A 14,489-nucleotide genomic window follows, 5' to 3' on the forward strand; every position below is an offset into this window, starting at 1 on the left:
ATTGCTCACGGCACTGTTTTTACCATGACTTTCTTCTGTGAACCAGATCTCTTTCTTTGGTCTATTGATTAAATTAAATTGGCTGACAGAGTTCAGGGGATAAAGAACACCATCACCACGCCTTTCCCCTACGCAATACCTTACGTATCAGCAGGTTATTAATTAATCAACGATAACCACAGGAATCCCAACCTATAAGGAAGCAGATATGAAAAACACACGTTCATTCACAACATCAGCGGTATTACTGGCCGGCTGTTTGCTACTGGCATTTCCAGCGCTCGCCAAAACCACGCTGAAACTGAGCCACAATCAGGATAAAAGCCACGCCGTTCACAAAGCGATGAGCTATCTGGCCGATAAAGCGAAAGCCTATTCGGACGGCGAATTAAATATTCGTATTTACCCCAACGCCACGCTGGGCAACGAACGTGAATCGCTGGAATTGATGAACTCCGGCGCTCTGCAAATGGTGAAAGTCAATGCGGCATCGCTGGAGTCTTTTGCGCCGGAATATAGCGTGTTTAGCCTGCCGTTTTTATTCCGCGACCGCGATCACTACTACAACGTACTGAAAAGCGACTTAGGGAAACGCATTCTCGCGTCCTCCGAAAGCAAAGGCTTCGTCGGCTTAACCTGGTACGACGGCGGCGCCCGCAGTTTTTACGCTGGTAAGCCCATCACTCAACCCGACGATTTAGCCGGTATGAAAATCAGAGTGCAGCAAAGCCCCAGCGCTATCGCGATGGTGAAAGCGCTCGGCGGCGTGCCGACGCCGATGGCGCAAGGCGAACTCTATACCGCGCTTCAGCAAGGCGTGGTCGATGGCGGCGAAAACAACCCCGTGGTTTATGCCGATATGCGTCATGCGGAGGTGGCGAAATTCTATTCCCGCGACGAGCACACGATGGTGCCGGATGTCCTGGTCATCAGTACCAAAGTACTTAACAAATTGAGCGATAAAGAGCGGAAAGCGTTATATAAAGCCGCAGATGAATCCATGCAGCAAATGAAAGACGTCATCTGGCCCGCCGCGGAAAAAGAGGCTTATGAGAGCATGAAGGCCATGAATGCGACCGTTGTTGATATTGATAAATCCGCGTTCAAACAGCGTGTTAAGCCCTTGTTTGATGAGTTCCGCGCGAAAGATGCTCAATCAGCGAAGGATCTGGAATACATCGAGAATATGTAAATCTGCCGGGCAGGGTTCTCCTGCCCTTTACAGGATGTAATATGCGAATACTCACCAATGCACTGAACAAAATACTGGCCGGGTGCTGCTGTATTATTCTGGCGATCATGGTTGCCTGCGTATCCTGGCAGGTGGCGGCGCGCTTTATATTCAACGCGCCAAGCAGCACGCTCGACGAATTCACCCAGATTCTTTTTATGTGGATGATTCTGTTAGGCGGCGTCTATACCGCCGGATTAAAAAAACATTTAGCTATCGATTTGTTAGCGCAAAAACTCTCCCGAACGCCCGCCCTCGTGCTCGACAGTATCATTCAGGTGATTATTACCGTGTTCGCGCTGATTTTTATGGTGTACGGCGGTGATATTATTGTTGAAAAAGCGGCGCACGTCAGCCAAATGTCCCCGGTATTAAAATGGCCTATGGATAAAGTCTATTGGGTCATGCCGATTAGCGGCGTCATCCTGGTGTACTACACCATTGTGAACGTTATTGATAATTATCATCAGCGCCATCTTCGCTAACGAGGGGTATATGGACTTTGAATATATTTACCCAATAATTGTTTTATTTGGCAGCTTTGCCATTATGCTGGCGGTCGGCGTTCCTATTACATTCGCTATCGGGCTGTCGTCCTTATTCTCAATCCTGATAGCCCTTCCCCCGGATGCGGCAATCTCGGTTATTTCGCAAAAAATGACCGTCGGTCTCGATGGCTTTACGCTGCTGGCGATCCCCTTTTTTGTGTTAGCCGGCAATATCATGAATACCGGGGGAATCGCCCGGCGCCTGGTGAATCTGGCTCAGGCGTTAGTTGGCCGCCTTCCCGGTTCGCTGGCGCACTGCAATATTCTGGCGAACACCCTGTTTGGCGCGATATCCGGCTCGGCTGTCGCTTCTGCGGCCGCGGTGGGCGGCATCATGTCGCCATTACAGGAAAAAGAGGGCTACTCTCCGGCGTTCTCTACGGCGATCAACGTCGCTTCGGCGCCGATTGGCCTGATGATCCCGCCCAGCAATGTGCTAATTGTCTATTCGCTGGCTAGCGGCGGCACCTCTGTCGCCGCCCTGTTTTTGGCGGGCTACCTGCCCGGCATCTTAACCGAGCTGGCTTTAATGACGGTAGCGGCGCTGTATGCCCATCGCCACCATTACCCGGTTGCCGAACGCATCAACCTGCGGCAGTTTCTGTCGGTATTCCGCGATTCATTGCCCAGCCTGTTGCTGATATTTATTATTATCGGCGGCATTATCGGCGGCGTATTTACGCCAACAGAGGCCTCTGCGATCGCGGTAATCTATAGCCTGGCGCTGGCGGCCATTTATCGAGAAATTAATGTGAGTAAGTTGCGCGATATTCTGCTGGATTCGGTAGTAACCAGCTCTATTGTTCTCTTACTGGTCGGCTGCTCAATGGGAATGTCATGGGCGATGACCAATGCTGATGTTCCTGAACTGATTAATGAAATGATTACCAGCGTGTCCGAAAATAAATGGGTCATCTTGCTGATTATCAATCTCATTTTGTTACTCGTCGGGACGTTTATGGATATTACCCCGGCTATTCTGATCTTTACGCCTATTTTCCTTCCCATTGCTCAACATCTGGGAATCGACCCTGTCCATTTTGGCATTATTATGGTTTTCAATTTAACCATCGGACTGTGTACGCCCCCGGTAGGCACTATTTTGTTCGTCGGTTGCAGTATCGGCAAAATCAGTATTGATAAAGTCGTCAAACCGCTATTACCGATGTTTCTGGCACTCTTTGTGGTCATGGCGATGATTTGCTACTTCCCGCAGTTGAGTCTGCTGCTTCCCACGCTGTTTGCTCCTTCCTGAAAACCCTGACGGGTCTGCGCTATTCAGACCCGTACTCGGACGCTTTACGACGCCGGATTCACCAGCATTTGCCCAATCGAGCCGCGGTCAGCCATTTCCAGCGTCTGGCTGTTGAAATAGAACGGGAAGTGCGGCCAGGACGGCTGACCGTAATAGACCAGCAATTCGACTTGCCCATCCACCCAGACGGTATCTTTCCAGCCTCTATCTTCCGGGAACGGCATAGCGCCGTTGACGTTACGAATCAGGAAAGAGACGCCCTCAATATGGAACGACTGCGGCATATCGGCGCGTACCGTCCAGCGCTCCCAGGTGCCTTGTTGGGCGGTAATATCAATGCGATTCACATCCCACAGTTGGCCGTTAATCCCCGGATCGTCGCCAAGACTGATGTCCCGACTGCGGACAGGCGCGCCGCTCATGATCTCCGTCGGCAACAGACGCATCGGCAGATTATCGGTCACCAGCGGCAGCAATCCGGTTGGCCGTAACGTCAGCACCAGGGTCGAAACCAGAATACTGGAAGGCTCAAAGAAACCGCGAATCCGATCGACTATGCTGGCCGCTTCCCCGCAGGTGATCGAGACTTCGTCGCCGTTGGTCATATCAACCAGGATTTCACGTCGCTCGCCGGGCGCCAGTGACAACTGTTTGACGGAAACCGGCGCAGGTAAAAAGCCCTGATCGCCTGAAATCACATGCAGCGCCCGGCCATCGCTCATCTGAAGCTGATAGCGCCGCGAGTTCGAGGCGTTCAACAACCGTAACCGCACCCAGCCGCGGGACACTTCGACATAGGGGCTTTGCGCGCCGTTCACCAGCAGCGTATCGCCGACAAAACCACCGCTTCCCGGTTCGCTGTACTCCGGCGTCCCAAAGTTATCCAGCCGTTTATCCTGGATAATGACGGGAAAATCATCCACGCCGTAATGGTTCGGAATGGGCAGCGTTTTACTAATGTCGTCTTCGACCAGCCACATTCCGGCCAGGCCGTTATACACCTGCTGCGCAGTGCGGTTAGGCGTGTTAGCGTGATACCACAGCGTCGCGGCGCTCTGACGAATCGGCAACACCGGCGCCCAGTCCGCGTTCGGCGACATCATACGCGCCGGGCCACCCATCAGCGGCCCCGGCACCAGTAAACCAGCAACCGTCATGGAGACATTTTCCGCCAGGCGGTTGCTATAGATGAGTTTAACGTCATCGCCTTTCCAGACGCGGATTGTCGGCCCCAGATAACGACCGTTCACTCCCCAGACCGGCGCGCGCGTGCCTTGCGTAAAGGACCAGTGCGCTCGCTGTAGCGTCATAAACAACGGCTGCCCGCGACGGGACTCCAGCAACGGCGGAACAGGCAACGGCTGTTGCTGACCGGCAGCATTCGCCCTGAGGGGAATCGCGCCTGCACATAGTGCGATTCCCGATGCCTGAAGAAACTGACGCCGACTGAATGACATATAAGCTCCATGTAAAACAGGCTAAAGAGTTGTGCCTGAAAAAATGATTTCTACAATAACAGAGTAAGACTGCTTAAACCTTACCGGTCGCTTCACGTTCCGCAACCTCTTTATCAAGTTCCGCGATTTTTTGCTCCATTAACGCACGACAGTGGGCCGCCAGCTCGCGAACCTGATCTTTACCATATTCGCTGACGTCGACTGGCGGCAGCATTTCCACAATAACCAGTCCGTTGTTCAGGCGGTTTAGATTGACTTTGTTAGAGGTGTTGGAAACGCAGACAGGAATGATCGGCACACCAGCCGCGATAGCCGCATGAAACGCGCCGGTTTTAAACGGCAGCAGACCGCGTCCCCGGCTACGCGTACCTTCAGGGAACATCCAGATAGAAATACGGCGCTTTTTAAAATGGTTAACCACTGCCGCAATGGTGCTATGCGCTTTGGCGCGGTTATTACGGTCAATCAACAGATTACCGGTCAGCCAGTACAGTTGCCCAAAAAACGGGATCCAAAGCAGGCTTTTTTTCCCCACCGTCACCGTTGGCGGCTGCACAATATTCGCCGCCGTGACCATATCATAATTATTCTGGTGGTTAGCAATATAGATAGCATTGCCATAGTTTTCCGCGTCGGCGGGTTTGCGGCACTCCACTTTCAGGCCAAACAGCGGGGCCAGACGGCCGAACATATGTCCAAACGTCGCCACGTGTTTTGGGTTACGTGGGCTGAAAAGGCAGTAAATAGAACCGAAAACACAGACCAGAATGGAGTAAATAACGGTAACAATAAGACGAAAAATATATAGCATAACAACCTCTGAAGGTCTAAGAGCCCGGCATTCTACGTCACCTGAAATTCAGGTTAGGATTTTGGTAAGTGTGGCTCTCTGGAAAAACGTATTGTTAATCGCAATGCACGAATAAACAACGGTTTTACGGGAAATTTTAATGTTAATCCGATCTGAAACCGTAGGCCGGATAAGACGCTACTGCGTCGTCATCCGGCAACGGCAGAGCGCCGGATGGCGGCTTAGATGCCTTGTCCGGCCTACGGGCGCCCCTCTCTTACTCTTCGCTGTCGCCATGACTTACGCGATGCGGCGAATCAATCTCAATGCGATCGATACGCTGCAGGCCGCGCATTAATGTGCCACGGCGTCCGCGTTCGCCGACCACCTTTTGTAACTCTTCAGGGCGCAGTTTGATTTTGCGCTTCCCGACATGGATAGTCAGAGTGCTTTGTGGCGGCAGCACGTACAGGTGCGCCAGTCCATCATCGCCTTTCGCCGCTTCCGCAGAGGGGATATTAATAATCTTATTCCCTTTGCCTTTCGACAGCTGCGGCAGAGAGTCTACCGGGAACATCAACATCCGTCCGGCCTGGGTAATCGCCAGCAGCATATCGTGCTCGTCTTCAATCACCAGCGGCGGCATGACGTGCGCATTTTCCGGCAGTGTAATCAACGCCTTACCGGCACGGTTACGGGCAACCAGATCGTTAAACGTACAAACGAAGCCGTAGCCCGCATCCGACGCCATCAGCAGTTTCTGGTCATCGCCTTCCATCAGCATATGCTCTACGGTCGCCCCCGGCGGCAGCGTGAGTTTGCCGGTCAGCGGCTCGCCCTGCCCACGCGCCGACGGAAGCGTAATGGGATCAATAGCATAGCTGCGCCCGGTGGTATCAATAAACACCACCGGTTGATTACTCTTACCTTTCACCGCGGCTTTAAAGCTGTCGCCCGCTTTATAGTTAAGCCCCGGCGCATCAATATCATGACCTTTGGCGCTGCGCACCCAGCCCATCTGCGACAGCACGATAGTCACCGGTTCGGACGGCAGCATGTCGTGTTCGCTCATCGCTTTAGCTTCTTCGCGCTCACGCAGCGGAGAACGGCGATCGTCGCCATAGGCATCGGAATCTGCCTGTAGCTCTTTTTTCAGCAAGGTATTCATTTTGCGTTCGGACGCGAGAATGCCCTGCAACTGGTCACGCTCTTTTTCCAGCTCGTCCTGCTCGCCGCGAATTTTCATCTCTTCCAGTTTGGCGAGATGGCGCAGTTTCAGTTCGAGAATCGCTTCCGCCTGGGTTTCGCTGATGCCGAAACGCGACATCAGCGCGGGTTTCGGCTCATCCTCGTTACGGATAATCTCAATCACTTCGTCGATGTTGAGAAACGCCACCAGCAAACCTTCGAGGATATGCAGGCGCTTAAGCACTTTCTCCAGACGATAGTTCAGACGACGGCGCACCGTGTCGCGGCGGAACGCCAGCCACTCGGTGAGGATCTCCAGCAGGTTTTTCACCGCCGGACGACCATCCAGACCGATCATGTTCAGGTTAATACGGTAGCTTTTTTCCAGATCGGTGGTGGCGAACAGATGGTTCATCACCTGTTCCATATCCACACGGTTGGAGCGTGGCACAATCACTAAACGCGTCGGGTTTTCGTGATCCGATTCATCGCGCAGATCGTCCACCATCGGCAGTTTTTTATTACGCATCTGCGCAGCAATCTGCTCCAGCACTTTCGCGCCAGAGACCTGATGCGGCAGCGCGGTGATCACCACGGCGCCGTCTTCTTTGGTCCATACCGCGCGCATACGCACGGAGCCACGCCCGTTTTCGTAAATTTTACGAATTTCCGCACGTGGGGTAATGATCTCCGCTTCGGTCGGGTAATCCGGCCCCTGGACGATATCCAGCAACTGATCCAGCGTCGTTTTCGGCTGCTCAATCAGCGTAATCGCCGCTTTCGCCACTTCGCGCAGGTTGTGCGGCGGGATATCTGTTGCCATGCCCACCGCTATACCGGTGGTGCCATTCAGCAGGATGTTCGGCAGACGCGCCGGTAACATTTTCGGCTCCTGCATCGTGCCGTCGAAGTTTGGCACCCAGTCCGCCGTCCCCTGACCGAGTTCGCTTAACAGCAGCTCGGCATATTTGGACAGGCGAGATTCGGTATAACGCATTGCCGCGAATGACTTCGGATCATCCGGCGCGCCCCAGTTTCCCTGGCCATCGACCAGCGGGTAACGGTAAGAGAACGGCTGCGCCATCAGCACCATGGCTTCATAGCAGGCGCTGTCGCCGTGCGGATGATACTTACCCAGTACGTCACCGACGGTACGGGCGGATTTTTTAAATTTAGCGCTGGCGTTCAGCCCCAGCTCTGACATCGCATAGACGATGCGGCGCTGTACCGGCTTCAGGCCGTCGCCAATAAACGGCAACGCACGATCCATGATCACGTACATGGAGTAGTTTAAGTAGGCGTTTTCCGTAAATTCATGTAGCGCAAGGCGCTCTGCCATATCGCTCATTAACAGGGGATCCTCAATCTGCATGCTGACCGTTCGGACGGCAATATTGCCGCAGATAATACCCTATCTCACGGTCTGAGTCACAAACCGTGAGCCAGGTGACGAGGAAGTTAACGAAGCGGCAGATAGATATCCGTCAGCAGCTCATGTTCCGCCACCTCATTGACGAAATTCAGGTACTGGAAGAAGACCGGAAAATCGCGCAGCGTCTCGCCGCTGGCCGGTAGCCATTCGCGGAATAAATACCACACGCTCTCCGGGAGGCTGTCGAGCGATCCCTGATGGCGTACCACCGCGCAGCGCCCGCCAGGAATCTCGCTATTCACCACGCCAACGTCATTTTCGGCTATCGGCTGGTGGACGCTGCCGCAGATATCAAAGCGGAATTGATCCGGCGGCGTCGTCTGCGGGTCGTGCCAAGCAATACCAAAAGTTTGACTGCTGGCAATCGGCGACTGCCCCGTTTCGCGCCGCCATGCAATAAATTTCGCCGCGCTGGCGTTGACCTTATCCGGATGCCCCAGATGCGTCAGCATCGCGACGCGGGTAGGTGGAAATTCAACGATTTTTACGTCCATGACATGCTGCTCCTGTAACGCAAGTTTAGGAACGCGTTGGTGCCAGGCCAGCCAGTCCGGCGATTGCCGAAACCGGCGCGGGCTTTGACCAAACGCGGTTTTGAAAGCACGTGTGAACGACTCCGGATTCTGAAACCCGGCATCCAGCGCGATATCGATAACTTTATCCTGCGGGTTAAACGCCAGCCGCCATGACGCGCGGCGCAAACGCAACCACTGGATATAGCGATAGAGCGGAAGCCCGCTCCAGGTGGTAAACTGCCGGTGAAAATGAAACGGCGAGCTGTGCGCCATCCGGCTTAACGCCTCAAGCGACAGAGGCTCATCCAGATGACGCTCAATGTGGTCGCAAACGCGCCGCAGACGTTCGGAATAAGCCGCGCTGATCAGGTCATTCATCACTGCCTCCTTGTGGCCTATTCTGCCCACCGGGCGGCTGTGAATCCTGACCGATCTTGCGCAATGTGGGATTACGGATTCACTTTACGAATCTGTTTTACGTCGATTTCGACAGAGTTCCAGTCTTTATCCACTTCGCCCTGAATTTCAACGGTATCCTGCGGGGTTACGGTCAGGCCGTTCCAACACTTGTGGTCAATATCCACATTGATAGTACCGGTCGCATCTTTAAACACATACAGGTCGTCGGAAATGCGCTCGACGATATTCCCGCGCAGCGTTACCCACGCATCGTCACGCAGCGATTTAGCGCTCTCTACCGTCGTGCTGCTGCCGTTCGGGCCGACAAATCCGCCGCCTTGCGTTTGCGTCGCCGACGGGCCGGAGAAACCGCCCTGCTGAGCCGCCAGAACCGGGGTAGAACACAGTGCCATAACGGCAACGATTGCAGCTAATTTTTTCATGATTACTTTTCCCTTTCATGTCGTTTCAGATCCATTTAATAATGGTAATCCTTAACAACTTCTTAAGGCAAAAAAAGAATCTTTTTTTCTGTACATCGTCTGCGGCGACAAGGTTAACTGACGGTAACGCGAGTTACCGCAAGGAAGAACAGATGCGAATTTTACTGGTAGAAGATGACACACTTATTGGCGATGGCATAAAAGCGGGCCTGAGTAAAATGGGTTTCAGCGTCGACTGGTTTACCGAGGGACGCCCGGGCAAAGAGGCGCTTTACAGCGCGCCTTATGATGCGGTTATTTTAGATTTGACGCTGCCAGGCATGGACGGACGGGATATTTTGCGCGAATGGCGCGAAAAGGGTAAACAGGAACCGGTACTGATCCTGACGGCGCGCGACGCGTTAGCAGAGCGCGTCGAGGGGCTACGTCTGGGCGCCGATGACTATTTATGTAAACCTTTCGCGCTCATTGAGGTCGCCGCCCGTCTGGAGGCGCTGGTACGCCGCGCCAGCGGTCAGGCCAGTAGCGAATTGCGCCACGGCCAGGTGACGCTCAATCCAGGCAATCTCGTCGCGACGCTTGCCGGCGAACCGCTGGCCTTAAAACCAAAAGAGTTCGCGTTGCTGGAACTCTTACTGCGCAACAAAGGTCGCGTGCTGCCGCGCAAGCTTATTGAAGAGAAGCTGTATAACTGGGATGACGACGTGTCCAGCAATGCAGTGGAAGTCCATGTTCATCATTTACGCCGCAAGCTCGGCAGCGAATTTATTCGCACCGTACACGGCATCGGCTACACCCTGGGTGACGCATGAAATTGACGCAACGTCTCAGCCTGCGCGTCAGGCTGACGCTTATTTTCCTGATTCTGGTCTCCATCACCTGGGCAATCTCCAGTTTTGTGGCCTGGAGAAAGACGACGGATAATGTCGACGAGCTGTTTGACACACAGTTGATGTTGTTCGCCAGACGGCTTAGCACCCTTGATCTTAACGAGATCAACGCCCCGCAGCGCATGGCGCATACGCCAAAGAAATTAAAACATGGGCATATCGATGACGATGCGCTGGCGTTCGCCATCTTTTCCGCTGATGGCAAAATGTTGCTGCATGATGGCGACAACGGCCAGGATATTCCGTATCGCTATCGCCGGGAAGGTTTCGACAATGGCTATCTGAAGGATGACAACGACCTCTGGCGTTTTTTGTGGTTGAACTCGGCGGACGGCAAGTATCGTATCGTCGTCGGTCAGGAGTGGGATTACCGCGAAGATATGGCGCTGGCGATCGTGGCGGCGCAATTAACGCCGTGGCTGATCGCCCTTCCCTTCATGCTGCTGATTTTATTGCTCCTGCTTCACCGCGAGCTCAGACCGTTGAAAAAACTGGCGCAGGCGCTACGCTTCCGGTCGCCGGAATCGGAAACGCCGCTCGACACCAAAGGCGTACCGAGCGAGGTTCGCCCACTGGTCGAAGCGCTTAATCAGCTTTTTAGCCGCATCCACTCCATGATGGTGCGCGAACGGCGATTTACCTCCGACGCCGCCCATGAATTGCGCAGCCCGCTGGCCGCGCTGAAAGTACAAACCGAGGTGGCGCAGCTCTCGGGCGACGATCCGCTATCGCGTGATAAAGCGCTGACCCAGCTCCATGCGGGGATCGATCGCGCCACGCGGCTGGTCGATCAGCTACTGACGTTATCGCGTCTCGACTCGCTCAATAATTTGCAGGATGTAGCGGAGATTTCGCTGGAAGAGCTACTGCAGTCCGCGGTAATGAATATTTATCATCCGGCGCAGCAGGCGAATATCGACGTGCGTTTACAGCTTAACGCCCATGACGTCATACGTACCGGCCAGCCGCTACTCTTAAGCCTGTTAGTGCGTAACCTGCTGGATAATGCGATTCGCTACAGTCCGCAAGGCAGCGTCGTCGACGTTACCTTACATGCCCGCAGCTTCACCGTCAGAGATAATGGCCCCGGCGTAGCGCCAGAGATTCTGACGCATATCGGCGAACGTTTTTACCGCCCGCCTGGCCAAAGTGTGACCGGCAGCGGTCTGGGATTATCAATCGTCCGTCGCATCGCTACGCTGCACGGCATGACGGTGTCGTTTGGCAACGCCGCGGAAGGTGGATTTGAGGCCGTAGTACGCTGGTAGCAGAGATTTTTGCCAAAAACGCAAAAGACTTTGCACATTTTGCTAATTTCACCGCACCGCCCGTCAGCGTAGAATCAGCAGCAAACGCATTTCTTGAGGACACAAAATGAGTAACATCCTGATTATCAACGGGGCGAAAAAATTCGCGCACTCCAACGGCCAGTTAAATGACACCCTGACCGAAGTTGCCGATGGGCTGCTGCGCGATCTGGGTCATCAGGTTAAGATCGTCCGCGCCGACAGCGACTATGACATTAAAGAAGAGGTGCAGAATTTCGTCTGGACTGACGTGGTGATTTGGCAGATGCCAGTCTGGTGGATGGGCGCGCCATGGACAGTAAAAAAATATATGGATGATGTCTTTACCGAAGGTCACGGCACGCTCTATGCCAGCGATGGCCGCACGCGTTCCGATGCCGCTAAAAAGTACGGTTCCGGCGGTCTGGTGCAGGGGAAAAAATATATGCTGTCACTGACGTGGAACGCGCCGATGGAAGCATTTACCGAAAAAGATCAGTTTTTCCACGGCGTAGGCGTAGATGGCGTCTATCTGCCCTTCCATAAAGCCAACCAGTTCCTGGGCATGGACGCGCTGCCAACGTTTATTGCCAACGACGTGATTAAAATGCCGGATGTTCCGCGCTATACCGCAGAATATCGCAAGCATCTGAGCGAAATTTTTGCTTAACTGGTCATCCTGGAATTAGAAGGAGTTAACCATGCTTACCGTCATTGCCGAAATTCGCACGCGTCCGGGCCAACATCACCGTCAGGCCGTCCTCGACCAGTTTGCGAAAATTATTCCAACCGTTCTTAAAGAAGAGGGGTGCCACGGTTACGCGCCGATGGTGGATCATGCCGCGGGCGTGAGTTTTCAGACTCTGGCGCCTGACTCGATCGTGATGATTGAACAGTGGGAAAGCGTTGCGCACCTTGAGGCGCATCTGCAAACCCCGCATATGAAAGCCTACAGCGACGCGGTAAAAGACGATGTGCTGGAAATGAATATTCGTATTCTGGAATCCGGCGTTTAAGTTATTACCCTCGTCTGACGTCTCCCTGATGCGATGCGCAAGTGTCGCCATCAGGCTGCGGCGTCATGTCGGATTCGCTTATCCGGCCTGCGCCACGCAGACCGGATAAAGCGTGCAACAACCGTTACACGTCGAGATCCGCGAGATCGCCTTTTTCCTGTAGCCAGTTGCGTCGATCTTCAGAACGTTTCTTCGCCAGCAGCATATCCATCATCGCGTTAGTACGCTGATCGTCTTCATCGCTAATGGTGAGCTGCACCAGGCGGCGAGTATTTGGATCAAGCGTGGTTTCGCGTAACTGCATCGGGTTCATTTCACCCAGGCCTTTGAAACGCTGTACGTTCGGCTTGCCTTTCTTACGCTTCAGTTGTTCCAGTACGCCCGCCTTCTCTTCTTCCGTCAGCGCGTAATAGACCTCTTTACCCAAATCGATACGGTATAGCGGCGGTAGCGCGACATAGACATGACCATTCTTCACCAGCGCGCGGAAATGTCTGACAAACAGCGCGCAAAGCAGCGTAGCGATATGCAAACCATCGGAGTCCGCATCCGCCAGGATACAGATCTTGCCGTAGCGCAGCTGACTCAGATCGTCGCTGTCCGGATCGATACCGATCGCCACGGAAATATCATGCACCTCTTGCGAGGCCAGCACTTCATCGGAAGAGACTTCCCAGGTGTTAAGGATCTTACCTTTGAGCGGCATGATCGCCTGATATTCGCGATCGCGCGCCTGCTTGGCGGAACCGCCTGCCGAATCCCCTTCCACAAGGAACAGCTCGGTCCGATTAAGATCCTGCGCGGTACAGTCCGCCAGTTTCCCCGGCAACGCCGGACCGCTGGTGAGCTTTTTGCGCACCACTTTTTTTGCGGCGCGCAGTCGCCGCTGCGCGCTGGCAATCGCCATCTCTGCCAGTTGTTCCGCCGCCTGCACGTTCTGGTTCAGCCACAGGCTGAAGGCATCTTTCACCACGCCGGAAACAAATGCCGCACATTGACGCGACGACAGACGCTCTTTGGTCTGCCCGGCAAATTGCGGGTCCTGCATTTTCACGGAAAGCACATAAGCGCAGCGATCCCAGATATCTTCCGCCGACAGTTTGACGCCGCGCGGCAGAATATTGCGGTATTCGCAAAATTCGCGCATCGCGTCGAGCAGGCCCTGGCGCAGACCGTTGACGTGCGTCCCCCCCTGCATGGTCGGGATCAGGTTGACGTAGCTTTCCGTCAGTAATTCGCCGCCTTCCGGCAGCCACAATAGCGCCCAGTCAACCGCTTCCGTTTCACCGTTAAAATTACCGATAAACGGCTTTTCCGGCAGCGTCGGCAGGCCGTTTACCGCTTCGCCCAGATAGTCGTTCAGACCATCCTGGTAGCACCAGCGCTGCTCGCTGTTATTCACTTCATCTTTAAAAGTGATTTCCACGCCGGGACACAGCACCGCTTTTGCTTTCAGAACGTGCATTAAGCGAGAGACAGAAAAACGCGGGCTGTCGAAGAAACTTTCGTCCGGCCAGAAATGGACGCTGGTTCCAGTATTACGTTTACCGCAGGTGCCGACAACCTGCAAATCCTGCACTTTTTCGCCGTTTTCAAACGCGATGTTATAGACCTGACCGTCGCGGCGCACGGTCACTTCCACGCGCTTTGACAGGGCATTTACTACCGAAATCCCCACCCCATGCAGACCACCAGAGAACTGATAGTTCTTATTGGAGAATTTACCGCCGGCATGAAGTCGACAGAGGATCAGTTCTACCGCCGGAACCCCCTCTTCCGGATGGATATCCACCGGCATCCCGCGTCCGTCGTCAATCACTTCCAGCGATTGATCGGCATGTAAAATGACATCCACGCGTTTGGCGTGACCTGCCAGTGCTTCATCCACACTATTATCAATCACTTCCTGACCCAAATGGTTGGGGCGGGTCGTATCGGTGTACATCCCCGGGCGGCGGCGTACCGGCTCAAGCCCAGTGAGTACCTCAATGGCATCAGCGTTATAAGTTTGCGTCATGGTTTAATTAGCAATTCGAATT

The 14,489-nt window shown here is 54.0% G+C and carries 13 protein-coding genes; 7 read left to right on the forward strand and 6 right to left on the reverse strand.

The genetic code is table 11. From position 1 onward, the window contains the following. Window positions 1-208 precede the first annotated feature (208 nt). From ACFK9X_RS20330 to ACFK9X_RS20340, 3 genes are read left to right on the forward strand one after another with little or no spacing between them, the layout of a single operon-like run. Entirely contained in the window at window positions 209-1,192 is a 984-nt protein-coding gene (locus ACFK9X_RS20330) for a TRAP transporter substrate-binding protein (RefSeq protein WP_000799367.1), read from the forward strand. 41 nt (window positions 1,193-1,233) lie between these two features. Beyond that, complete coding sequence (locus ACFK9X_RS20335; protein WP_001221825.1) at window positions 1,234-1,716, forward strand: TRAP transporter small permease; 483 nt, start codon at window positions 1,234-1,236, stop codon at window positions 1,714-1,716. Window positions 1,717-1,726: 10 nt separating this feature from the next. Next, window positions 1,727-3,034: a TRAP transporter large permease gene (locus ACFK9X_RS20340; RefSeq protein ID WP_151117532.1), complete on the forward strand. Its 1,308-nt coding sequence runs from the start codon at window positions 1,727-1,729 to the stop codon at window positions 3,032-3,034. Window positions 3,035-3,078: 44 nt separating this feature from the next. Here the strand turns inward: ACFK9X_RS20340 and ftsP are convergent, their stop codons facing one another. The 5 genes from ftsP to ACFK9X_RS20365 form a co-directional block, all read right to left on the reverse strand. Further along, the gene (gene ftsP, locus ACFK9X_RS20345) at window positions 3,079-4,491 is read right to left on the reverse strand and encodes a cell division protein FtsP (protein WP_000010658.1); all 1,413 of its coding nucleotides are present in this window, start codon (window positions 4,489-4,491) and stop codon (window positions 3,079-3,081) included. A 73-nt stretch (window positions 4,492-4,564) separates the two neighbouring features. After that, complete coding sequence (plsC, locus tag ACFK9X_RS20350) at window positions 4,565-5,302, reverse strand: 1-acylglycerol-3-phosphate O-acyltransferase (RefSeq protein WP_000965730.1); 738 nt, start codon at window positions 5,300-5,302, stop codon at window positions 4,565-4,567. Between the two features lie 256 nt (window positions 5,303-5,558). Continuing rightward, a complete protein-coding gene (parC, locus tag ACFK9X_RS20355; protein ID WP_001281861.1) occupies window positions 5,559-7,817 on the reverse strand; it encodes a DNA topoisomerase IV subunit A in 2,259 nt (752 codons plus the stop codon). 110 nt (window positions 7,818-7,927) lie between these two features. Beyond that, a complete protein-coding gene (locus ACFK9X_RS20360) occupies window positions 7,928-8,794 on the reverse strand; it encodes a GyrI-like domain-containing protein (RefSeq protein ID WP_023201106.1) in 867 nt (288 codons plus the stop codon). Between the two features lie 71 nt (window positions 8,795-8,865). Continuing rightward, window positions 8,866-9,258, reverse strand: coding sequence for a YgiW/YdeI family stress tolerance OB fold protein (locus tag ACFK9X_RS20365; RefSeq protein ID WP_151117534.1), 393 nt, complete (start codon window positions 9,256-9,258; stop codon window positions 8,866-8,868). 152 nt (window positions 9,259-9,410) lie between these two features. On the opposite strand from ACFK9X_RS20365, the gene qseB reads away from it, so the two are divergent. The 4 genes from qseB (at window position 9,411) to ACFK9X_RS20385 (ending at window position 12,450) form a co-directional block, all read left to right on the forward strand. Then, on the forward strand, window positions 9,411-10,070 hold the full coding sequence (gene qseB / locus ACFK9X_RS20370) for a quorum sensing response regulator transcription factor QseB (RefSeq protein WP_001221574.1): 660 nt from the start codon (window positions 9,411-9,413) through the stop codon (window positions 10,068-10,070). After that, window positions 10,067-11,416, forward strand: a complete 1,350-nt coding sequence (gene qseC, locus ACFK9X_RS20375) for a quorum sensing histidine kinase QseC (protein ID WP_151117536.1) — start codon at window positions 10,067-10,069, stop codon at window positions 11,414-11,416. Before qseB ends, qseC begins: the two co-directional genes overlap by 4 nt. Window positions 11,417-11,522: 106 nt before the next feature. Next, window positions 11,523-12,104, forward strand: a complete 582-nt coding sequence (locus ACFK9X_RS20380) for an NAD(P)H-dependent oxidoreductase (protein WP_151117539.1) — start codon at window positions 11,523-11,525, stop codon at window positions 12,102-12,104. A 31-nt stretch (window positions 12,105-12,135) separates the two neighbouring features. Beyond that, window positions 12,136-12,450 (forward strand): putative quinol monooxygenase, encoded by a 315-nt coding sequence (locus ACFK9X_RS20385; RefSeq protein WP_000958587.1) that lies wholly within the window; start codon window positions 12,136-12,138, stop codon window positions 12,448-12,450. 124 nt (window positions 12,451-12,574) lie between these two features. On the opposite strand, the gene parE is transcribed toward ACFK9X_RS20385, so the two are convergent. Beyond that, window positions 12,575-14,467 carry a DNA topoisomerase IV subunit B gene (gene parE / locus ACFK9X_RS20390; RefSeq protein ID WP_000195318.1) on the reverse strand — a complete coding sequence of 631 codons (1,893 nt, stop codon included), beginning with the start codon at window positions 14,465-14,467 and terminating at the stop codon, window positions 12,575-12,577. Window positions 14,468-14,489: the final 22 nt, after the last annotated feature.

The sequence above is a fragment of the Salmonella sp. WC3 genome, from assembly GCF_042932255.1.
GTDB lineage: Bacteria > Pseudomonadota > Gammaproteobacteria > Enterobacterales > Enterobacteriaceae > Salmonella > Salmonella enterica.